Source organism: Synechococcus sp. MIT S9451, assembly GCF_047304725.1.
In the GTDB taxonomy this organism is placed as follows: Bacteria; Cyanobacteriota; Cyanobacteriia; order PCC-6307; family Cyanobiaceae; genus Synechococcus_C.
In genome coordinates this window covers 2,500,064-2,521,795 of sequence record NZ_CP138971.1, presented here as the reverse complement: position 1 = coordinate 2,521,795, position 21,732 = coordinate 2,500,064, and the positions used below count along the sequence as shown (strand labels likewise).

Below are 21,732 nucleotides of genomic sequence, written 5' to 3'. Positions count from 1 at the left end.
AATTTAATTTTTGCTTTAGATTTCGAGGGTGTTGTCGCTGGCGTCTCGATCGAGCTGGGGGCGTTTGCTCGGTGTTCGAGGCGCTACAAGTACAGACTCCTCAAGCAGTTCTTGGTGATCGCCGATACAGGTGATCCATTCTCGAAATTCCTGGGTGATTGCGTAACTGTCCTCATAGCGCTCAGCGCTGTCGAGTACTGCGATTCTTGTGCTTGCCCAGCAGGTCGCAACGCTGACTCGTCGTTCGATGGCTGCGTCCATGATCTGCTCCCAGATGTGGCCAGGCTGCTAGGTCAAGGGGACCATACGCGCCTGAATTGTGCAGAACTTCGCATTTTTCTACGCAGAATGATGTCGTCATTGCTGCAGGAAACGGGGTAATTCCGGAGTGCGGAGACGGATCACTTCGCCGGCGCCATCGTTCACTGCTTCCAGAGGCAGGCTTGGTCCTCTCCAGCTGCCCCCTGAAGTTTCTGTGGCGTCGTCTTCGGGTTGATCGCTTCGAATCCGGTAGGGCTCCGATAGGGACCAACTGCGGGCATAGCTCATCAGCAGTGGATCGGCTGGCGCGAAGATGACGGAGGGGTCTCGAGGAATGTCTTCGATGGCTGCCCGTTCTGAAGACATGCGGACGGCCCTGGTAATGCCCTGCACAAAGCGACTGCGGGTCACCACGGTGGTGAGGTAGGCCACCACCCTCAGTCGGGGGGCATCGAATCCTTCGGCGCACATGTCGATGCTGACAAGCCAGTCGGCCTGTCCTTCCTGAAATTGGGCGAGCCGTTGGGCGGCGTCTGGATCCTGAGAATGCACCAGGTCCACCCTGTCGCCCTCCTCCTCCAGCAGCCTCCCGATCGCCGAGGCGTGGTCAATGTCGCGGGCGATCACAAGACCACCCGCCCGGGGATGCTGTTGGCGCACGCGCTCGAGCTGTCGGCGCGCGCGCAGCAGCAGCTGTAGGGCAATGCTGCTGGAATCAGACAGCCGGATGGCGCGGCGCAGGTTGCGAGCACGCCAACTTTCACGTTGTTCGGCAGAGAGTGGTGACACATCCCTGTCGGGCATCCCTTCTCGGCTGTGTTCCACCCAGCCGTCCTGGAAGTGGAATTCCAGAGGGCGCACATCTCCGGCGGCAATCAGTTGCCGCGGCTCTACGCACAAGTCGGGGCTGATTTGTTCGACCAGTTGCCCTTGGGCTTCCACGCGCACGCGCCGGGCTGCGCAGAAGGCCAGGTTGTCCGCTCGGAAGGGCGTGCCTGTCAACCCGAGCCTCAGCCGGCAGCCATGGCTGAGGTCTAGAAAGGTCCTTCCCCAAATGGGCCCGTCCGGTTCGTCGGGGTCCATGCCGAGGTGATGGGCTTCATCGGCGATCGCCAGCAGGTCAGGTCCACCCCAGTGCTGCAGTGCCGCCGTCAGGGTGGGGAGCTGCCGCGCCGCAGCCTGGTAGGTGAGCAGCCATCCATCCGCTTGCTCTAAGAGGCCAGCATCGCCGCACGCTGACCACTCTTCAAGGCTTAATCCCAAACCAGCGGCCGCATCACGCCACTGGCGCAGGATCGAGGTGCGGTGGCAGAACACCACAAAGCGCGACAGCCGGCCTTCGTGCTGCATGGCTTGAAATCCGAGCAGAGCACCAAGGGTTTTTCCTGCCCCGGGGCCGGCATGCACGAGCACATCTCTTCCCTTGGTACTGGCTGGATCACTGCGGCGTCGCAGCAGCTGGATCAGTTGTTGTTGCCAGATTCGCGGTCGGATGCGGGGTTGGTCCGCATCGGAGCAGAGAGCGAACGACGGTGCTGAGATGGGACTGATCGGAAAGATGAGTCTTTCTAACCATTCCAAACGGCTCAGGCATCCTTAGCTTCCGGCCATCAGCCCTGCGGGTGAGATCCCATTCGCGCCATGGCCAGACTTCGCTACACACCTGGATCCAGCCCCCAGCAGCCACAGCTGCTGGAGCACTGCTTGGCGCTGGACTGTGACATTGATCCGCTCATCCTCCGCGCCAGGCTCCTCCATCAGCAGGGACGGAATCGTCTGGCCCGAGCCTTGGAGCAGGAGGTGATGCCGCTCTTCTGAGCAGCACACCTCCTCATCCTCACAGTGCTTCGCTGTGATTCGTCAGAAGCCTCTGCACTTCATCCAAACCTTCGCCTGCTGCTGTGTGGGCCTGCTCGAAATCGCCTTCGGCGCTCTCCAGAAGTTGGGAGGCGCAACGATCGAGCAGATCCTCTTTCTTCTCCCTGAGCAGGCTGAGCAGTTCATCATCAATCAGATAACGCACAGCCTGGCGTTGTAGATGCTCATCGCTGGCTTCTTCGAGCGTGCCTTCCACCAGTTCTTGGATAAACAGGCGGTGCACCTCACTGCTTCGCAGAAAGCTTTCAGTGGCGTTGATGATGCCGTCCACAAGGGTGCGGTCTGGCTCGGAATTCTCATCGGCCAGCTTGAATTCCCAATCGAGATGACGGCGCTGCCAGCCCTCTGCATGCAGGCTCGGCATCACGGTCTGCGTAAACGTGTCGACCGAAATCTCATAAATACGTTCAGCCAGCCGTTCGCACCATTCACGGCCGTGCTCTTGGAGAACCTCGCGCATGGCAGTGCGCTCAACCGCATGGCCACCGTGGTGGCTGTGGCAGACGCCATCGGGACACTCGATCGCCTTAAGGCCCATGGGATTGCTCAGGGGGCTCTTTTTGCTTAGCCAGGGTGTCTTGATCACAAAGCAATCTTCAGGAAAGCTGCGGTAACCGATACGGCGACCCCGTAATCTCCCTTGGGTCGGCGGCGTCATGATCTTGCCCAGACTATTAATCCCTGTTGAGACAGCGGCGGCGGAAACACGCGTCGCTGTATCCCCGGAAACCATCAAGAAGTTCATCGGCCTGGGCTGTTCGGTTGCCATCGAGCAGGGAGCAGGTGCTTCCGCCGGTTTTGTTGATTCCTCCTATACAGAGGCCGGGGCCGAGCTGGTGGCCGTTGGGGATGCTCAGACTTGGGGGCAGGCTGATCTGCTCCTCTGCGTCCAGACCCCTCAGCAACAGGCCCTAGCCAAGCTGCGCAACGGTGCGTTGGTGGTGGGTCTGCTCTCGCCTTACAGCAACGAGTCGCTGGCCACATCCCTCAAGAGTTGTGGCCTTTCAGCCATGGCACTGGAGCTGCTGCCACGCATCAGCCGGGCGCAGTCTGCTGATGCCCTCTCCTCCCAGGCCAACATCGCTGGCTATAAGGCTGTACTGCTCGGGGCCGCTGCTCTTGACCGTTACTTCCCGATGCTGATGACGGCGGCGGGCACGGTGCAGCCGGCGAAGGTGGTGATCCTTGGTGCCGGTGTGGCGGGTCTGCAGGCGGTGGCAACCGCCCGCCGACTGGGTGCTGTGGTGTTCGTGAGTGATATTCGCCCTGCCGTCAAGGAACAGGTGGAGTCCCTGGGTGCCCGTTTCATTGAGCCCCCTGAGATGGACGACAAGCCCGCCGAATCCGGTGGCTATGCGAAGCAGGCCTCAGAGGCCTTTCTCGCAGCCCAGCGTCAGCAGCTTTCCGATCAGTTAGCCGAGGCAGATGTGGCCATTTGCACCGCCCAAGTGCCTGGTCGCCGTGCTCCCCGTCTGATTAGTGACGACATGCTTGACCGCATGCGCCCGGGGTCGGTGGTGGTTGACCTAGCCGTGGCTCAAGGCGGTAACTGCGCTGACACCCAGCCCTCCCAGACGGTTGACCGCAAGGGCGTGAAGCTGATCGGGGCCAATGATCTGCCCTGCTCGGTGCCCAACCATGCCAGCGCTCTTTATGCCCGCAACCTGTTGGCACTGCTGGAACCAATGTTCAAGGACGGCCAGTTCAGCCTCGATACCGAGGATGAACTCATCGCCGGTTGTCTGATCGCCCAGGACGGCAGCATCCGTCGCGGCGACGTTCTCACCCCCGGAGCCAACTGATGGATTCAATCTTTGTGAATGCCCTCTGGGTTCTGCTGCTTGGCAGCCTCCTGGGCCTGGAACTGATCGGCAAGGTGCCCCCCACCCTGCACACGCCGCTGATGAGTGGTGCCAACGCCATCTCTGGAATCACGGTGCTCGCTGCCTTGACCGCGATCATCAAATCGAATGGAAGCATCCCCCTGCTGGTGCTTGGTTCGGTGTCTCTGGGCTTCGCCCTTTTCAACGTGATCGGCGGCTTCCTGGTTACCGATCGCATGCTCGCCATGTTCAGCCGTAAGCCCGCCCGCAAGGAGAACCGCTGATGGACTTTCTTCAATACGCCATCGACCTGGTCGCCATCCTCTTGCTGGCGCTGGGCATAAAAGGTTTGTCGAAGGTGCGTTCCGCCCGGGGTGCAAACCAATTGGCCGCAGTCGCGATGGCCTTGGCCGTGCTCGGCCTCCTGATTCATTACCTCGGCACCACGGGCATCAGTTCAGCCGCTTGGACCTGGATCATCGGTGGCACCGTTGTGGGCGGTGTGCTGGGTGCGATCACGGCCCAGCGCGTGCCGATGACCTCCATGCCGGAGACCGTGGCGCTGTTCAACGGCTGCGGTGGCATGTCGTCGTTGCTGGTGGCTCTGGCGGCCGCCTTCTTCCCCGCTGCTTTCGGCGCCAGCGGCATGGTTGCCGTGGTGTCGATCGTGATCTCGGTGTTCGTGGGAGCAATCACCTTCACCGGTTCGATCGTGGCCATGGCCAAGCTTCAGGGTTGGCTGTCGACGCCGGCCTGGATGCAGAGCAAGGCCCGTCATTTCGTCAACATTGCCCTTGCCGTGGCATGCCTGGTGGCAGCGGTGGATCTGATCGCCAAGGGCGGCATGAGTGTTCAGGGGCTCTGGTTGCTCGTGATTGCCTCCAGCCTTCTCGGCATTGGCGTCACCCTGCCGATCGGTGGTGCAGACATGCCCGTGGTGATTTCGCTGCTGAACAGCTATTCCGGCGTGGCTGCGGCCGCGGCAGGTTTTGTGGTGGGCAGTCAGCTGCTGATCGTGGCGGGCGCCATGGTGGGTGCCGCCGGCCTGATCCTCACGCAGGTGATGTGCAACGGCATGAACCGCTCGCTGGTGTCCGTGTTGTTTGGTGGTGCCCTCGGGGCGTCAGCAGCAGCCGGAGGTGGCGGTGGTGAATACACCAACATCACTAGTTGCAGCGTGGAGGAATGTGCTCTCACCCTGGAGGCTGCCGAGCGTGTCGTGATTGTTCCCGGCTACGGTCTCGCTGTTGCCCAGGCCCAGCACACCCTGCGAGAAGTGACTCGCTCGCTTGAAGCTGCTGGCATTGAGGTGACCTATGCGATCCATCCTGTGGCCGGCAGGATGCCTGGGCATATGAATGTGTTGCTGGCGGAGGCTGATGTGCCCTACGAGCAGCTCAAAGAGATGGATGTGATCAATCCTGAGTTCCCCGCCACCGATGTGGTGCTGGTGCTCGGTGCCAATGACGTGGTCAATCCCCAGGCCAAGACTGATCCAAACTCGCCGCTCTATGGGATGCCTGTGCTGGATGTGCAGCAGGCACGTACCGTCTTCGTGGTGAAGCGCGGCATGAGCGCCGGCTATTCCGGCATTAAGAACGATCTGTTCGAGCTCGCCAACACCTCGATGGTGTTTGGAGATGCCAAGAAGGTACTGGGTGATCTTCTGGGCGAGCTCAAGGAGCTTGGCGTCGGCAAGAAGTGAGTCTTTCCCAGTGACAGACCACGTCTCCGGCGTGATCGAGAACCCCCGGCTGCTTGAGCAGCTGGGGGTTCCTCCGTATCAGCAGCGCTGGCCATGGCTGGGGGGCGATCTCCAGACCCTTCGCGACACCTTGCGGCCCGTCTCTCTCCCACCGGATCACGGTGCTCCGCTCCAGATTTCTGTTCCTGCTCTGGCCAGTGGTGCCGCTGAAGCCGGTCAGCTGCTGGCCTATTTCGATCGTCCCATTGCGCCAGTGGATGGGGGCTGTCCCCAGTCAAGGGCTCTGGTCGTTCTCCTGCATGGACTAGGCGGCTCGAGTCGCCGCGAGGGCCTGCGTCGGCTAGGACTCAGCCTGCAGGGGGCAGGCTTCGCCGTGCTGCGACTCAACCTCCGGGGTGCCGATCCCGGACGTGATCTCGCCGGTGGGACCTACGCGGCCTGTTGCAACAGTGATCTTCTTCCGGTGCTGGAACGGGCACGCCAGCTGGCCGCAGACCTTGCCAGCGAGGCCAGCCAGTCCAGCCCAATTCCTCTCTATGGGGCAGGTATTTCCCTCGGAGGCACCATGCTCCTCAATGCCTGCCTGGCGATGCCAGGGGCGCTGGATGGTTTGTTCTGTGCCAGCAGTCCCCTTGATCTGGCCCTGTGCAGCGCATCGATCGAACGCCCACGTAATCGGATCTATCAGCGCTGGCTTCTGCAACGGCTGGTGCGACAGACCCTCGCCGACCCCTTCGGTGTGAGCGCCGATGAGGAGAAGGCTCTTGGCCTGGAGCCGCCGCGCACGATCCGGGCCTTTGATGCCGCGATTACGGCACCACGTTGGGGTTATCGCGATGTGGATGCCTACTACGCCGGCGCCTCTCCCTTGCCCAGGCTGTTGGACCAGCCCATGGCCTTGCCGCCCACGATGTTGCTTCAGGCGATGGATGACCCTTGGGTGCCAGCGGAGTCCGCCAGGCGTCTGCAGAGTGCACTGGTGGCCTCAGGCCAAGATGGCGATCTGGATCGGGTGTCGGTGCTGCTCACCCACCAGGGCGGTCATAACGGCTTTCATAGCCCTGGCGACAGTCTCAGACAGGGCTGCTGGTCGGATCGGCTGGCCTGCGCATGGTTCAGCCGCCGCTGTGCGCAGGATCAAGGTCGGTGATGCCTTGAATCAGCTCGAACCTCAGGCCCATGGTTGAGGCTGAAGGGACTTCGATCCCCACTGTTCCGATGACCGAACAACAGGCTGATGTGATGCTGTCCCTCGCCGATGAGCTGATTCAAAATGGCAGGCCTGAATCGGCTGAAGTGCTGCTCTCCCTGCTGCAGAGCGAGCTGCTCTCGCCTGAATTCATGCTGGATGAGCAGCAGACCTGACGCTTGAGAGTGGTGTGCGCTTGAGCATCCATTGCTGGCAGGGCCTGCCTCGCACCACGTGTTCGCGCAGGATTGTTTCAATCCGTTCCGGGGTCACTTCGCGATACCAGATCCCATCAGGCCAGATCAGCAGGATCGGTCCCTGCTCGCAGATGCGCAGGCAATCCACCTTGGAGCGCAGCACCATCCCTTCAGGGCGTTGGGGATTCTCAAGGTCGAGCTCGCGGATCAGCCGCTTGAGGGCATCCCAGCTTTTGAGTCCTAGTTCGGGGTCACAGCATTTGGCTTTGGTGGGCGTGGCGCAGAGCAGGAGGTGATGGCTGATGCGTGGTTCCGGCGATGGTTCGCCGTTCATGCCGCGAAGGCGCCAGCAGGGATGTGACGGGTTCCACGGGCGACCTGTTCACGCACTGCCTGTCGCGCCCATTGATCAACAGACAGCACATCCTCAAGCTGGGGTTGGCTGATCAAGTCGTTCTTGTGTCGCTCACAGGCCGCTTCGATCACCTCGGGGATATCGAGGAAGTGAATCTTCTCTTCTAAGAACTGGGCGACTGCTTCTTCGTTGGCGGCATTCATCACGGCAGGCATGGTCCCCCCGGCGCGTCCGGCGGCATAGGCCAGTTGCATGCAGGGGTATTTGGCTGGGTCGGGTTTGCGGAAGTCGAGCTGTCCTACCTCGGTGAGGTCGAGCCTGCGCCAGGGGGTTTCCAGTCGCGAGGGCCAGCTGAGGCAGTAAAGGATCGGCAGTTTCATGTCGGGCCAGCCCAGCTGCGCCAACACGGAGGAATCGGCCAGCTCGATCATGGAGTGAATGATCGACTGGGGGTGGATCACGATTTCAATGTGGTCGTAATCAAGGCCAAAGAGGTAGTGAGCTTCGATCACCTCCAGGCCCTTGTTCATCAGGGAGGCGGAGTCAACGGTGATCTTGCGCCCCATGCTCCAGTTGGGGTGGGAGGTGGCATCGGCCACGGTCGCTTTCTTGAGGTCCTCTGCCTTCCAGTCTCTGAAGGCTCCGCCGCTGGCGGTGAGCTGGATGCGACGTAAGCCTGGGGTGGGTACCCCCGTGGAGAGGCGAGCGTTATCGGCCCAGGGAGTGCCTTGCAGGCACTGGAAGATGGCGGAGTGTTCCGAATCGGCCGGCAGCAGACGGCTGCCGCTCTTCTTCAGTTCTGGGAGCACCACCGGTCCGGCGGCGATCAGGGTTTCCTTGTTGGCAAGAGCGAGGTCTTTACCAGCGCTGATTGCCGCGAGGGTCGGCAGCAGGCCAGCGCAGCCCACGATCCCTGTGACGACAAGATCGGCGCTATCCCAAGACGCGGCCACGTTGAGGCCGTCGGCTCCTCCGACCAGTTGGGGAGCGGCTGAGCCGTGAATGTCTGCGCTGCGAAGTCGATCCTGAAGCTCTGGAAGCAGAGCTTCATCGGCGAGGGCGACGACCTCCGGGTGATGGTTCCGGATCTGTTCAACCAGTAGGGCCAGATTGCGACCGGCGGTGAGAGCCACAACCTTGAACTGTTCTGGGAACTCCTGGGCGATCTCCAGAGTCTGAGTGCCGATCGAGCCCGTGGAGCCCAGCACGCTGATGGCTTTCACGTCGATCTGGCGGTTGGATTCAGTTTCCCATGCCGAACCCTGGCAAACTTCAGCCAGCTCAAAGGGTCCCAAAGCGGATGGCGGTGAGAGAACACTGGAGGTCGAACCTGGGGTTTGTGCTGGCGGCTTCCGGCAGTGCCGTCGGTTTGGGCAATCTCTGGGGATTTGCCTACAGGGCTTCCCAGGGGGGCGGTGGGGCGTTTCTGCTGCTGTACCTGCTGATTGTTTTGGTGGTCTGCCTGCCGGTGCTGGTGGCTGAGATGGCTTTGGGCCGCAGCACCGGTCACAGTCCTCTGCTGGCGCCGGTGACGGCCGCTGGCAAGGGTTGGCAACCCCTCGGATGGCTTTTCATCGCAGCGTCCTGCGGCATCCTGGCTTTCTATGCCGTGCTGATGGGCTGGACAGGTCACACCCTCATCCATTCCCTCTTTGTGGGTCTTCCTGCCGATCAGGAGGCGGCCTCCACATTTTTTGCCGGTGTGAGCAAGGGCAACAGCGTTCTGGTCGGTCAAGGGCTGTCGCTGGTACTCACCGCTGCGGTGGTGAGCACAGGGGTGCAAGGCGGGATTGAGCGGCTGTCCCGTTGGGCCTTGCCGCTGCTCTTCGCCTTGCTGATTGGTCTGGCGATTTGGGCGTCGGGTCTCGAAGGCGCCGCAGCTGGTCGTCAGACCTTCCTGCTCAATTTCGACAGCGCTCAGCTGTTCAACCTGACCACGATCCGTCACGCCTTCAACCAGGCCTTCTTCTCCATTGGCACGGGCATTGGTTGCATCCTGGCTTACGCGGCTTATTTGGATCGCCGTGCCCATCTGCCTCGGGAAGCCGTTGCGGTGGTGGGGATGGACACGGCCGTCGGCCTGCTCGCCGGTCTGGTTACCTTCCCGGTGGTCATGAGTTTTGGGTTGCAGAACACCGTTGGGGAATCCACCATCGGTGCCTTGTTTATTTCAATTCCCACCGGCCTCGCTTCGCTCGGACAGACCGGGCAGGTGGTGGCGGTGTTGTTCTTCTTCCTGGCTTACCTAGCGGCGATCACATCCTCGGTTTCTCTGCTGGAGGTCCCTGTGGCGTCGTTGGTGGATCGTCTGGGTTGGACGCGTCGTCGGGCGGTCACCGTTGCGGCAACAGTGATCTTTGTTCTGGGTCTTCCCTCCGCGACTTACGGACCAGCGCTCGATTTCATGAGCGATGTCTTTGGCGGCGTGTTGCTGATCGTGGGAGGTTTGTTGATCTCTTTGCTGATGGGTTGGCGCGCTCCCGCCCGTTTTCGCGAGGATCTCTCCCAGTCCGGCACCCCTTCGGACCTGCGCCGCGTCTTGCTGTTTAGTTTGCGCTGGGTGTCACCGCTGGTGATTGCCGTGGGCCTGGTGATCAGCCTCTGGGATCTGCTTGGTCAGTGGTCTTCAGGGCTTTGCCCGGTTCTTCCATCTTGGTTGCCGGTCTCCTGGATGGTTTGCGCTTTTGGCTCAGCCCACGGCGGTTGAGTCTGAGTCGATCCCCATCCGTGTTCAGCTCGCTGCTCAGATCAAGGTCTGCAGCAGCATGGCCGACAGCTGGACCTCCCTGAGGAAACACAGGGAGGCCAGCATCAGCAGAATCATCGCGCCGATGAAGAGAGGCACCACCACCGCGGTGAGGTTGAGCTGAAAGACGACGCTCAGGAACATCGTTGCCACCACAGCGGAGATCAGCAGGGTGGTGGCAGTGAGCAGACCGATTGCGCGGATGGTGAGCTGCATGCGCTGCCGATAGATGCGCCGAGTTCGAGCATCCATGCCCTCGGCTTCTCCCTTTTCATGCTGCAGACGAACCTGTTTGGTGGTGTCAACGATCCGGGCCAGTCGGCCTGAGAGCACGTTCATCAAGGCGCCGATGCCGGCCAGCAGGAACACTGGTGCTACCGAGAGCTGAATCGCCTTGGACAGGCTTTCGGGTTGCATAGTGATGGCAAAAACAAGCCAGGTGGACGGCATGACCGTCAGCTGAATCTGACCTTAGGGACGCGGTCAGAGCTTTTCATGCTTCAAGTCAGGTAGACAGGGTGCGATCACACGCGGCTACGGATGTTCTGGCTGAAGCGTTGGAATTTCATCGAGAGGGCCAAGCTCGAGCGTCAGCTCTGGGATGCATTCGAGCAGCGTGAAGATCTGGAGGCCAAGGTCAAGGCGTTACGCGAGATGGTTGAGAGCGGCACGTCGACCGATCTGGCTGAAGACCGTTTTCGACTCGAGGTGTGGTCCACCACTCTTGAACGGATTCGCAAGATCGAAGTGATGATGAAGGATCAGCAGCGCTGACCCTTCTGCTCGCTGCCCAGGATCAAGCCCGACTCCACTCCGTGATCTCACCAGGCTTGTCGATGAGTTCGATGCCCTGTGCGGTGAGAGCAGCGCGGATGCGGTCGGCTTCGGCTAGTTCTGGCTGATCGCTCCTGTCGAGGCTGGTTGGCAAGGTTATGCATCACCTCATGTGTAGCCGTGAGCTGAATTTGTCGGTCTTGGATCTCTGCAAGCGGGCGAAGTCGAGGTGATCCTGGTTGCACGCTTTCTCTGCGTTAGCAACCCTAAATTCAAAGATGATTGCTCTGTTCGCTCAGCGGCTGAAGAATACATGTTTTCATCAGGTCAATTGTTTCTCTTATAGTCATTAGTTGATTGCTCAAGGCGCAAATGATGTTGAGGCTGCAGATCTCTCTCTTGGTTTTGTGCTTTTGCCTGTCTTAAGCATCGCTGACGCATTAATTGAGCTGTCTCCTTCAGTATTTCAGTGAAGGGTCTTTTCCGTGATACCCTTGAAGTTCTGGGCGAAACTCACTCGTTTTTTATAGTGGATCAGGGCGAGTGGCAATAAAATCCAGTTTATGAATCCGAGGAAGCCGTCTTGATCATTTATTAATGCTTAATGATTTCGTGAGGCAAGGGATCACAAGCAAATTCAATTGACAGGTGGTTATCTGATTTCTTTTATATGAAATCAAAATCTCTAGTTCATGAAGAGATCTTTATAAAAGGCTGAAAGAAAATCGGGAATTTCTGCCGAGTACCCCAAAATTTTGACAATGTTATTTTACATGCGGCTTTAAGGGGCTATGCATATTTCAAGTGTTCTGGTGACAGCATTATGCGTGTCTGTACTGATCCAGCTCTATTGCGTAATTTCTAATGTTAATAAGTGGCCTTTTGTGGCCCAAAATATGTTTGCTCATAAATACAAAGGATTAATTAAAAGAATGGTCGTTGTGCTCTACCGCGAAAATGGCAATAAGTGTCTTGTTTTGCCAGGAGATGTGATTCCTGTTGCATTCTTTAGAGCACAAAGAGTATTGCTTAATATTTACACAAGTAAGGCCAATTGTGAAAATATTGAGCGATTTTCTAGAGACCTTTTGCATCGATTGAATTATCAGCCATGGACCAAATTTGATGAAATCAACAAATCGATTGCGTGCTCAGAGAATAATAAGTTCATAGCATTTAAAATATACATAGCAGAGCTTGACCTGACAAAAGAAGAAAGACTTACAAAAAATTCTACAATAGAGGATGTGATTTCTAAAACCCACTTCTTTTGTGAGTACCGTTCTTAAAGTTCGCCATTCTTTGTTGTGCTATGATCTCTTCTCAAATGTTTTTCCAATCAAATTTAATTAGCAAGGTTTTAGCCTTTACTATTTTAGCTTTAGTCGCATCCAGGGAATATGGAATATTTTTACCCAGTATAGAGCCTATCATGTTGTCCGATTCTTCATTTAAGGAAGAGGCGAAAACATTTTCATTGGTTCAGTTTTACCCTGTTGCAAGAGCATTTTTAATAGGTTCTTGTATTTTAGTTTTCATTGGTGTTTATCCCGCAATTACTGTCACTTTGTTGGTAATAGGATTTCTTTTTTTAGATTTTTATTTTGCAAATCTAACTCCTGAAGTATGGCCAAACTTTTTTCATCTCCACTTTATAGGAATTTGCTGTATTTTGCTTGAAAGCCTTCGTTATTTGGAATTTCCGGCGATGTCGGCCAGCCCAGAGGTATTCACTACAGTTTATCAAGTTATATTTATACAAATTAGCTTGATTTATTTCTTTTCAGGTCTCGCAAAGCTGATACATGGAGGTGTGGCCTGGGCTCACAATGCAGAGTCTCTACATTTAATACTTCTCATGCGTGGTTCTTCTTTGGGCAAGTTAATACTTTCGCGTCCTTTCCCCCGGCGTATGGCAGGAACAGGAACAATTATTTTTGAGTTATTTGTACCAGTCTTGTTGTTTATACCAAATGGTTTTGTATATTTGTCAATATCCGCATTTTTATTCCATATGGCAACATATGCCTTCATTAGGATATCCTTTTGGCATTTATGGGTATTTTTTCCTGCTTTGATTTTTGAAATCCTAAGAAGCTCTGGGAGAATGTAAATTACGAAATTAAATTCTAAATTTAGCTATTACTCTCTTGTTGATTGCAAATATGGGGTGAGCTTGCTATCGCTTCGTTGGACGTGTTGAGTCTTCTGATCCTAATGTTTTATAATCGTTAATTTTACACCATTCTGGTCGCAGATTAATTTTCCAAAGCCGCCAAATGGAATTGTTGTGTGTGGGGTTGTATGACCAATATCAATGCCAAAGGCGATTGGAATGTTTTTAAGTTGCACTATTTCTAAGATGTGCTTTATTGTTCTGGTGTCTAATTTCGAACTCGAAGGGCTTCTGCCAAAGATTAATCCTTTGATGTTCCCTGTGTCCTTTGAATAAAGGAGTGACACTAATGTTCTTGTTATTTCGTTAGAACTACGAAGGTCTTCAAGTATCAAGATCACGTCATTCATTTCAGGCATGTATTCGGTTCCTTGCAGAAGATGGAGCGTGGTTAAATTACCTGCAATAATAGAACCTTCTGCAGTCCCCTCTTGAATACAAGTAATAGGTTTATTTTGTTTAAATATACGATCTTCTTGATTTAAAAACCATTCATCTTCGCTCCAGAAGCCGCTGGCTGTAATTGTCCATGGATCTTTCTGAAAAAGACATTTTTGGAACTCCTGAATTGTGTAGTTTAGACCCTTATTCATTCCAAAAGTAGAATAGTGTGGCCCACTATAAGTGACTAGCCCACTTTTTTTGAGAATAGCCGCAGAGAGTAATGTGATATCGGAATAACCGCAGAAAATCTTGGGGTTATTTCTGATCAACTCGTAGTCCAGATAAGGAATAAGCTGATTTGCATGAAAACCACCAATTGCGGTCAAAATACATTTTATGGATGGATTACTAAAAGCTGAATGAAACTCTTCAAGCCGCTTTTTTAAGGGTAAGCATCCAAAAATGTCGACTTCCTGGGTTTCGGTAGAAGAGATAACTTTGAGCCCCATATTGTTTATGTTTTCACGTGCTTTGTTAAGCGTGTATTGACCTGTGGACCCTTTGCCGATTGTTTGGATGGATTTAGATGGAGAAATTACGCAAACGATATCGCCGTGATTGAGTTTTTCGGGGAAAATTAATTTCATGGTCATTGTTGGCATTCACATTCAGGATGAATCGATATTGATTTTTCGACCGTCTTGTAGGATGATGAATCTAGAATGATTTGTTTTCCGGCTGTTTCCACCTCAAGCCCCAGAAGATAGCGAATTACTTCGTTTGTTGCCATTGAAGCTACAATGGTATTGAGTGGGCCGTATGACGTGGCTTGAAGTCTTGAATTAAGCTGGATTCTGTCAGTTGTCTTGTCTTCTTCGAGTCTGCAAAAATGACAGGCTGTTTGGCCAGGAATAATGAATGGACCAATGAGGCCATTGATCTCTGCGTAGCCTGCAGTTATGAAAGGAACTTTGCATTTTAGGGCTGCCTGATTAGTCCAAGAACATATTGTTTTTGGCGGGCTGTCTGCGGACAAAACCCATGCATCGCAGTCCCCCAAAAACTCTACTATCTCCTCATGGCTTTTAATCTTGCTCTCTTGAAGTGATATTTTGCAGGAACTATTTCTATCCATTAATCGCTTTTGTATTTGTTGTACCTTTGGCAGGCCAACATCAGCTTCTTCTAGTAGCACAACTCTAGGGAGGTTTGTCTCTTCCAGTAGGTCATCGTCCATCAGCTTGATGGTACCAACACCTGCTGCCGCCAAAAGCATCGCAACAGAAGACCCTATGCCCCCAGCACCAATTAATCCAACTTTCTTGTTTTTAAGGACTGAATAATCCTCTTTGGACTTTCCGAAGATGTCATAATATAGTTCGTGTCGATCGTAACGTGAGGTTGCTTGGCTGCTTTCTGTTTCTTCGATGACTCCATAGTCATATAGCTCTTTGACGCATTGGATGATGTTTTCGATGGAGGCGTCTGATGTGGTGTTTTTGAGGCGTGAGCAAAGATCTTCTAGGCTCGTCGGCTGGTTGAGTATTCTGCATAACTCTGCGAGAAATTCTGGTGGCTCTTCGAGTGTAAATGCGCGTGGTGGCGCCATCCAAAATTGAATTTTCCCGGATGGCGAGAGTTGAATTGAAATTGACCGTTTGATTTGAATTTTATCCATCTTGGTGACTCGGTTTTGGAAAATTGTTTGGGTAAATTTTGGTAGGGATTGTGGCTTGGTTGTCTTTTAAACTCTAGCTTGCTTGTCTGGATTGGTTGGAGGCCTTAATCTGAATTTTGGCATGGTTGCTGTTGTTCCTTTAGGCTCTTTAAGGATGGCCTGAGTGTTTAAGGAAGAAGATGATCAAGCTCAATGAGCTGTGTGATTTTGGTCACAGATAGAACTGTGCTGGAGTTCTGTCTGTTTTATGACGTCTGCGAAGACCAAGTTTGAAAGTCGAATGGGGGTGCGTCTGAGTTGCAGACTGCCTGAAGGTGCTAACGGAAGCTGGTTGGGCGTCGTTGTGCATGAGTCAGTGCAATATGGAGGTGCAGAAGAAAGGGGTCAGCCACATGTTGTGACCAACCCCTTCCGTTTCTGATGAGTGAGACTGGCTCGTCTCGATCAATTCATCATGTCTTGCCAAATGCTTGCTTTTGGGGCGACATTGAGCTTGGTGGACTGAAGGAGCCGAGGTGCTTGAAGCTTGGAAGAGCGTCGCAAGAAGGTCAGTGCACGAAAACCACCTGCGATGGATTGCAGTTCTTGTTCGGTCAGTTCGTGGTTGAGGTTTTTCATTGTTTTGAGTTAGGTGCTAGTTGCTTGTCCTGAGTTGGACTGTTTAAGGATGGCCTGAGTGTTTAAGGAAGAAGATGATCAAGCTCAATGAGCTGTGTGATTTTGGTCACAGATAGAACTGTGCTGGAGTTCTGTCTGTTTTATGACGTCTGCGAAGACCAAGTTTGAAAGTCGAATGGGGGTACGTCTGAGTTGCAGACTGCCTGAAGGTGCTAACGGAAGCTGGTTGGGCGTCGTTGTGCATGAGTCAGTGCAATATGGAGGTGCAGAAGAAAGGGGTCAGCCACATGTTGTGCCCAACCCCTTCCGTTTCTGATGAGTGAGACTGGCTCGTCTCGATCAATTCATCATGTCTTGCCAAATGCTTGCTTTTGGGGCGACATTGAGCTTGGTGGACTGAAGGAGCCGAGGTGCTTGAAGCTTGGAAGAGCGTCGCAAGAAGGTCAGTGCACGAAAACCACCTGCGATGGATTGCAGTTCTTGTTCGGTCAGTTCGTGGTTGAGGTTTTTCATTGTTTTGAGTTAGGTGCTAGTTGCTTGTCCTGAGTTGGACTGTTTAAGGATGGCCTGAGTGTTTAAGGAAGAAGATGATCAAGCTCAATGAGCTGTGTGATTTTGGTCACAGATAGAACTGTGCTGGAGTTCTGTCTGTTTTATGACGTCTGCGAAGACCAAGTTTGAAAGTCGAATGGGGGTACGTCTGAGTTGCAGACTGCCTGAAGGTGCTAACGGAAGCTGGTTGGGCGACGTTGTGCATGAGTCAGTGCAATATGGAGGTGCAGAAGAAAGGGGTCAGCCACATGTTGTGCCCAACCCCTTCCGTTTCTGATGAGTGAGACTGGCTCGTCTCGATCAATTCATCATGTCTTGCCAAATGCTTGCTTTTGGGGCGACATTGAGCTTGGTGGACTGAAGGAGCCGAGGTGCTTGAAGCTTGGAAGAGCGTCGCAAGAAGGTCAGTGCACGAAAACCACCTGCGATGGATTGCAGTTCTTGTTCGGTCAGTTCGTGGTTGAGGTTTTTCATTGTTTTGAGTTAGGTGCTAGTTGCTTGTCCTGAGTTGGACTGTTTAAGGATGGCCTGAGTGTTTAAGGAAGAAGATGATCAAGCTCAATGAGCTGTGTGATTTTGGTCACAGATAGAACTGTGCTGGAGTTCTGTCTGTTTTATGACGTCTGCGAAGACCAAGTTTGAAAGTCGAATGGGGGTACGTCTGAATTCCACTCTCCCTCGATCAGTGGATCTAAGTGGTCAGTGTTTTATTGATATCCTGTTATGCATGACTAGGCATTAGCTTTTGCCTAGGCCCTCATGAAGAAAGGGTGGTGGGCTGCGATTTCTTTATTTCTTGATGATCAGAGAGTCCGCCGCGCTGACGGCGCGCATTAGTTGCGTCGCCACTCCGTGATCCCACCAGGCTTGTCGATGAGTTCGATGCCCTGGGCGGTCAGTTCGTCGCGGATGCGGTCGGCTTCGGCGAAGTTCTTGGCGGCCTTGGCCGCTTTGCGCGCTTCGATCGCAGCCTGGATCGTGGCGTCATCGGCCGCGCTCGCTTGCTCCGCTCCAGGGTGTTCTTCCTCGCTCAGGCCGAGCACGGCAGCAAGTTCCCGCAGCAGAAGCCATCGATTCCGAAGGTCTGCAAGTTCTTCGGTGGATTGCTCTGGCTGGTCGCCTCGGTCAAGACGATTGGCGATGCCGCGCAGGGGCCGGGCTAGGTCGAACAGGACTGCAAGGGCTCCGGAACTGTTGAGGTCATCGTCCATGGCCGTAATGAAGCGCTCCCGGAACGAATCAAACCCATCGTTTTGGCTGGCCGAGGCTGTTTGCGCGCCTTTAGTGATGGCAGGTGCTTCAGGCCAGCACAACGCGGCTGCATGGTGGTGACCAAGGGCAACGGCAGCGTTCAGTCCTTTCCAGCCTGTTGTGGCTGCATCCAGTGCCTCTTTGGTGAAGTCCAGGGGCTTGCGGTAGTGGGCCTGTAACACGAACAGGCGCAAAGTCATGGCCGAGACACCATCGTCGAGCAGGGCTCGGATGGTGGTGAAGTTGCCCAGTGATTTCGACATCTTTGTGCCGCCGACATTGACCATGCCGTTGTGCATCCAGAGTTTGGCTAGCGGCTCTCCATTGGCTGTTTCGGATTGAGCGATCTCGTTTTCGTGGTGGGGAAAGACCAGGTCACCACCACCCAAATGGATGTCAATCGTCGGTCCGAATTCCTGGCGCACCATGGCTGAGCATTCGATATGCCATCCAGGTCGGCCGGGACCCCAGGGGGAATCCCAGCTTGGCTCACCATCTTTCGCTTTTTTCCAGAGGGCAAAGTCGAAAGGATGGCGTTTGCGATCGTCTTCCTGATCGTTGGTGCGCCCACTGGCACCTTGCTGCTGGTCGTTGGGATCGCGACCACTGAGTTGGCCGTAATTATTCGCTTTGGAAATATCGAAGTAAACGTCACCACTAGAGCTGTATGCAGCTCCTTTGTTTTCCAGCTCGCTAATTAATGTCTGGATTCCATCAATGCACCTTGTCGCTCTAGGCATGCGGTCGGCAGGCAGGATGTTTAGCCTTGCCATGTCGACTTCAAATGCTTCAATATTCCGCTCGCTTACTTCTTCCATTGTGCTGCCTTCTGCGGCAGCCTTGTTGAGGATTTTGTCGTCAATGTCGGTGTAGTTTTGTACAAACGTGACCTCGTAGTCCTTCCAAATTAAGTAACGGCGCAGTACGTCCCAATTGATATAACTGCGGGCATGCCCCAGATGGCAGAGGTCATAGACAGTGACCCCACAGCAATAGATCGACGCCTTACCAGGCTTCAGTGGCTCGAACGTTTCTGTTCGATTCCGCAGGCTGTTGGTGAAGCGAAGGGGCACAGGTCTGGCCAAACACTTGTTGGAGGTTACGGCGAAGCCCTTACTTCGCCTCCATCCAATTCGCCCCGCAGCCGGTTTCCGCCACCAGCGGCACGGTCAGCTGAACGGCATTTTCCATGGTGCTCACCACCAGCTGCTGCACGCTGTCGAGAGCGGCAGGATCCACCTCCAGCACCAGTTCGTCATGCACCTGAAGCAGCAGACGTGCTGGCAGCCCCTGCTGTTCGAGGCCAGCTTGCAAGTGCACCATCGCCAGCTTGATGATGTCGGCGCTGGAGCCCTGAATGGGAGCGTTGGCTGCCGCCCGCAGTTGCTGGGCTTCCATGCCACCGCGGCGGGCTACCTCCAGATCGATCTCCAAAGGGTCTTTGCCCAACAAACGGCCGAGGCCATTGCGGTCGAAATGGAAGGGACGGCGCCGACCCAGGATCGTTTCCACGTAGCCGCGGCTGAGGGCTAGGCGTTCTTGCAGCTCCAGAAAAGCGAACACCTTTGGATAGCGCTGCTTGTACTTGGTCAAGAACTCTTTGGCTTCGGCTTGGCTGACGCCGGTCTCCCGGGCGAAGCGCTGGGCGCCCATGCCGTAGATCACTCCGAAATTGATCGTTTTACCCAGCCGGCGCTCATCAGCACTGACCTCCTCCTTGTCGAGCAGCAGACGGGCCGTGAGGGCGTGCACGTCATCACCGTTTTGATAGGCCTGCTGCAGCACGTCTTCGCCGGAGAGGTGGGTGAGGATACGCAGCTCGATCTGGGAATAGTCGGCACTGAGCAGCTGCCAGCCTTCTTGAGGCATGAACGCTTTGCGAATCCGTCGTGAGAACTCCGTTCGCACCGGGATGTTCTGAAGGTTGGGATTGCTGCTGCTGAGGCGGCCGGTGGCTGTGACCGCCTGATTGAAGTCGGTATGGACCCGCCCGGTTTCTGCTTCAAGCAGCTGGGGCAAGGCTTCGACGTAGGTGCTCTTGAGTTTGCTGAGCACACGGTGCTCCAGCAGCAGCGGCACGACCGGATGGTCGCCCTCCAGCTTTTCAAGCACGGTGGCATCGGTGCTCCATCCGGTCTTGGTGCGCCTGGATTTCTTGCGGTTGAGCCCGAGGCTGTCGAACAGCAGCTCACCCAGTTGCTTGGGTGAGGCGAGGTTGAAGCTGGCACCAGCCACCTCTTGGGCTTCGCTCTCGAGGCGTTCAAGGGTGGAGCCAAGCTCTGCCGAGAGCTCCTTGAGATAGGGCACATCAATGCGGATACCGGTTGCCTCCATCAGGGCCAGCACCGGTTCGAGTGGTAGCTCCACTTGGTCAAGCAAGGCTGGCAGTTTCTCGCCCTGTGCCTGCAGCTGTTGGCGCAGGTCTAGGGCGAGGCGCCGGGTGAGGTGCACATCCATGGCGCAATACAGCGCCGCCTCATCCAGCGGTACTGCCGCAAAAGTGCTGGCCTTGCCATCTTTCTTTTTCCCGACCAGATCGGAAAATAGGGTTGGAGTAATGCCGTAATCGCGCTGGGCCATCAGATCGAGGCTGTGCTTAGCCGCGGCATCGCGCAGATAGTCGGCTAGCAGCGTGTCCATCACCACGCCCCCCAGCATCAGACCGTGGCGCAGCAGGATCAGGCGGTCGTATTTGGCGTTCTGCAGCGCTTTGGGGTGATCTGCGCTGGCGAGCCAAGGCGCTAGGGCCTGAAGCACGGTATCGAGCGGAAGCTGATCGGGGAGGGCCGGCTCTGCTTCCTCTTCGGCTGTTGCGGCAGGTGTATGACCCACCGGGATGTAAGCCAGGTTCCCGGGCTCCGGGCCCCAGCAGAACCCCAGGCCCACGAGCTGGGCCTTGAACGGATTGAGATCGCTGGTCTCGGTGTCGAAAGCGACAGGCTGCTGTTTGTCTTGGTGGCTGTTCAGGCGTTCCACCAGGGCACTCAGCTGGGCTTCGGTCTGGATCAGCTGGGGCTGCAGAGACGGCTTGCTGGAGAGCTCCTCGGCTGCCTCAGCAGCCTTGCCGTCTTGGGCTGGAACCGGCTCGCTGGCTTTGTTGGCGTGGGTTCGCGACCCGGTGGTGGTGGAGCTCTGCAGCTGGTGCTTGTTGGCCGCAAGACCACCGGTGGAGAAGGTGGCGACGAAGGCCGGCACCTGTCGCACCAGGCTGTTGAGTTCAAGGGCCTCAAGCCGCGATTCGAGCCCTTCGGCATCCACTGGCCCCAGCTCCAGTACGGGCTCCTCCGGCAGGGGGATGTCCACCAGGATCTCGGCTAGCTCGCGTGAGAGGTAGGCCTTGTCGCGGTCGTTGCTGAGCTTGCCCTTGAGCGCCCCTTTGATCGCACCTCGGCTTGCTTTGGGACCTTCCGCCTCCACTTCGCGCAGCGCCCGGTAGACGGCATCCAGATCACCGTTCTCCTTGAGCAGATTGATGGCGGTCTTGGGACCGACACCTTTCACGCCTGGGATGTTGTCGGAGCTGTCACCGGTGAGGGCCTTGAGATCCACCACGGAGGTTGGGGCGACGCCGAGCTTGGCCACCACGCCCTCTTCGTTGATCAGGGTTGGCCCGCTGCTGCGGGCGTAAGGACCACCACCCATGTACATCACCGCGATGTCCCGGTCGTCATCAACCAGTTGGAACAGATCCCTATCGCCGCTGAGGATGCGAACTCGCCAACCTGCATCAGCGGCCCGGTTCGCCAGGGTGCCAAGAACATCGTCGGCTTCGTAGCCAGGCGCCAGGCAGAGAGGTAACTGCAGCTGGTGGCGAAGGATCTCCTGCAGCTGATTGAGGTCTTGGAAAAAGACCTCAGGTGCTTCATCACGATGGGCTTTGTAGTTCGGGTCCGCCTTATGACGGAAGGTGGGCTCGGGGGTGTCGAAGGCGATCGCTACACCCTGAGGTATCAGGGTCTTGCAGTTGTCGAGAAGGGCCTTGAGGAACCCATAGGTGACGCTTGTGGGGATGCCGTCTTTGGTGGCGAGCCCCCCTTCCCCCCCTTTGCTGAAGGCGTAGAAGCTGCGGAAGGCCAAGGAATGGCCATCCACCAGCAGCAGCAGGGGGTTCTCCGGAGAAGGGCTCATCGATGCGGTGGCGGTGC

The 21,732-nt window shown here is 55.7% G+C and carries 21 protein-coding genes; 10 read left to right on the top strand and 11 right to left on the bottom strand.

Translation table 11 applies throughout. The features are described 5' to 3' along the window. Positions 1-15 precede the first annotated feature (15 nt). The gene (locus tag SIB72_RS13095) at positions 16-261 is read right to left on the bottom strand and encodes a hypothetical protein (protein WP_115019837.1); all 246 of its coding nucleotides are present in this window, start codon (positions 259-261) and stop codon (positions 16-18) included. Between the two features lie 96 nt (positions 262-357). Next, positions 358-1,842, bottom strand: a complete 1,485-nt coding sequence (locus SIB72_RS13090; protein ID WP_413744135.1) for a DEAD/DEAH box helicase — start codon at positions 1,840-1,842, stop codon at positions 358-360. A gap of 60 nt (positions 1,843-1,902) precedes the next feature. Between SIB72_RS13090 and SIB72_RS13085 the strand changes: the two genes are divergently transcribed. Beyond that, entirely contained in the window at positions 1,903-2,079 is a 177-nt protein-coding gene (locus SIB72_RS13085) for a hypothetical protein (protein ID WP_170953768.1), read from the top strand. Positions 2,080-2,098: 19 nt separating this feature from the next. Here SIB72_RS13085 and SIB72_RS13080 read toward each other — a convergent pair whose 3' ends face one another. Further along, positions 2,099-2,677 carry an EF-1 guanine nucleotide exchange domain-containing protein gene (locus tag SIB72_RS13080; protein WP_413745135.1) on the bottom strand — a complete coding sequence of 193 codons (579 nt, stop codon included), beginning with the start codon at positions 2,675-2,677 and terminating at the stop codon, positions 2,099-2,101. A gap of 118 nt (positions 2,678-2,795) precedes the next feature. On the opposite strand from SIB72_RS13080, the gene SIB72_RS13075 reads away from it, so the two are divergent. From SIB72_RS13075 to SIB72_RS13055, 5 genes are read left to right on the top strand one after another with little or no spacing between them, the layout of a single operon-like run. Next, positions 2,796-3,941 carry a Re/Si-specific NAD(P)(+) transhydrogenase subunit alpha gene (locus SIB72_RS13075; RefSeq protein ID WP_413744134.1) on the top strand — a complete coding sequence of 382 codons (1,146 nt, stop codon included), beginning with the start codon at positions 2,796-2,798 and terminating at the stop codon, positions 3,939-3,941. Further along, positions 3,941-4,246, top strand: a complete 306-nt coding sequence (locus SIB72_RS13070; protein WP_115118527.1) for an NAD(P) transhydrogenase subunit alpha — start codon at positions 3,941-3,943, stop codon at positions 4,244-4,246. Before SIB72_RS13075 ends, SIB72_RS13070 begins: the two co-directional genes overlap by 1 nt. Next, positions 4,246-5,667, top strand: coding sequence for an NAD(P)(+) transhydrogenase (Re/Si-specific) subunit beta (locus SIB72_RS13065; protein ID WP_413744133.1), 1,422 nt, complete (start codon positions 4,246-4,248; stop codon positions 5,665-5,667). Before SIB72_RS13070 ends, SIB72_RS13065 begins: the two co-directional genes overlap by 1 nt. Positions 5,668-5,677: 10 nt before the next feature. Then, on the top strand, positions 5,678-6,817 hold the full coding sequence (locus tag SIB72_RS13060) for a YheT family hydrolase (protein ID WP_413744132.1): 1,140 nt from the start codon (positions 5,678-5,680) through the stop codon (positions 6,815-6,817). Positions 6,818-6,846: 29 nt separating this feature from the next. Further along, on the top strand, positions 6,847-7,032 hold the full coding sequence (locus tag SIB72_RS13055) for a hypothetical protein (RefSeq protein WP_115118533.1): 186 nt from the start codon (positions 6,847-6,849) through the stop codon (positions 7,030-7,032). Here SIB72_RS13055 and SIB72_RS13050 read toward each other — a convergent pair. Next, positions 7,007-7,387: a (2Fe-2S) ferredoxin domain-containing protein gene (locus tag SIB72_RS13050; protein ID WP_413744131.1), complete on the bottom strand. Its 381-nt coding sequence runs from the start codon at positions 7,385-7,387 to the stop codon at positions 7,007-7,009. The genes SIB72_RS13055 and SIB72_RS13050 overlap by 26 nt on opposite strands. Next, positions 7,384-8,631 (bottom strand): 1-deoxy-D-xylulose-5-phosphate reductoisomerase, encoded by a 1,248-nt coding sequence (locus SIB72_RS13045; RefSeq protein WP_115118553.1) that lies wholly within the window; start codon positions 8,629-8,631, stop codon positions 7,384-7,386. Before SIB72_RS13045 ends, SIB72_RS13050 begins: the two co-directional genes overlap by 4 nt. A 77-nt stretch (positions 8,632-8,708) precedes the next feature. Here SIB72_RS13045 and SIB72_RS13040 point away from each other — a divergent pair, with 77 nt between their 5' ends. Then, positions 8,709-10,115 (top strand): sodium-dependent transporter, encoded by a 1,407-nt coding sequence (locus tag SIB72_RS13040; RefSeq protein WP_413744130.1) that lies wholly within the window; start codon positions 8,709-8,711, stop codon positions 10,113-10,115. Between the two features lie 36 nt (positions 10,116-10,151). Here the strand turns inward: SIB72_RS13040 and SIB72_RS13035 are convergent, their stop codons facing one another. Then, positions 10,152-10,571 carry a DUF2721 domain-containing protein gene (locus SIB72_RS13035; protein ID WP_413745134.1) on the bottom strand — a complete coding sequence of 140 codons (420 nt, stop codon included), beginning with the start codon at positions 10,569-10,571 and terminating at the stop codon, positions 10,152-10,154. 123 nt (positions 10,572-10,694) lie between these two features. Here SIB72_RS13035 and SIB72_RS13030 point away from each other — a divergent pair, with 123 nt between their 5' ends. Then, positions 10,695-10,928 carry a hypothetical protein gene (locus SIB72_RS13030; protein ID WP_115019845.1) on the top strand — a complete coding sequence of 78 codons (234 nt, stop codon included), beginning with the start codon at positions 10,695-10,697 and terminating at the stop codon, positions 10,926-10,928. Between the two features lie 22 nt (positions 10,929-10,950). On the opposite strand, the gene SIB72_RS13025 is transcribed toward SIB72_RS13030, so the two are convergent. After that, a complete protein-coding gene (locus tag SIB72_RS13025) occupies positions 10,951-11,082 on the bottom strand; it encodes a hypothetical protein (RefSeq protein ID WP_413745166.1) in 132 nt (43 codons plus the stop codon). A 673-nt stretch (positions 11,083-11,755) separates the two neighbouring features. On the opposite strand from SIB72_RS13025, the gene SIB72_RS13020 reads away from it, so the two are divergent. After that, positions 11,756-12,217, top strand: a complete 462-nt coding sequence (locus SIB72_RS13020; RefSeq protein ID WP_413744129.1) for a hypothetical protein — start codon at positions 11,756-11,758, stop codon at positions 12,215-12,217. Positions 12,218-12,240: 23 nt separating this feature from the next. After that, positions 12,241-13,041: a hypothetical protein gene (locus SIB72_RS13015; protein ID WP_413744128.1), complete on the top strand. Its 801-nt coding sequence runs from the start codon at positions 12,241-12,243 to the stop codon at positions 13,039-13,041. Between the two features lie 101 nt (positions 13,042-13,142). Here SIB72_RS13015 and SIB72_RS13010 read toward each other — a convergent pair whose 3' ends face one another. From SIB72_RS13010 to polA, 4 genes are all read right to left on the bottom strand, one after another. After that, the gene (locus SIB72_RS13010) at positions 13,143-14,150 is read right to left on the bottom strand and encodes a S66 peptidase family protein (protein ID WP_413744127.1); all 1,008 of its coding nucleotides are present in this window, start codon (positions 14,148-14,150) and stop codon (positions 13,143-13,145) included. Next, the gene (locus SIB72_RS13005) at positions 14,138-15,166 is read right to left on the bottom strand and encodes a HesA/MoeB/ThiF family protein (protein ID WP_115118543.1); all 1,029 of its coding nucleotides are present in this window, start codon (positions 15,164-15,166) and stop codon (positions 14,138-14,140) included. Before SIB72_RS13005 ends, SIB72_RS13010 begins: the two co-directional genes overlap by 13 nt. Before the next feature lie 2,003 nt (positions 15,167-17,169). Next, positions 17,170-18,660 carry a cysteine--tRNA ligase gene (cysS, locus tag SIB72_RS13000; RefSeq protein WP_413745133.1) on the bottom strand — a complete coding sequence of 497 codons (1,491 nt, stop codon included), beginning with the start codon at positions 18,658-18,660 and terminating at the stop codon, positions 17,170-17,172. Between the two features lie 40 nt (positions 18,661-18,700). Further along, positions 18,701-21,715 (bottom strand): DNA polymerase I, encoded by a 3,015-nt coding sequence (polA, locus tag SIB72_RS12995; RefSeq protein ID WP_413744126.1) that lies wholly within the window; start codon positions 21,713-21,715, stop codon positions 18,701-18,703. Positions 21,716-21,732 lie beyond the last annotated feature (17 nt).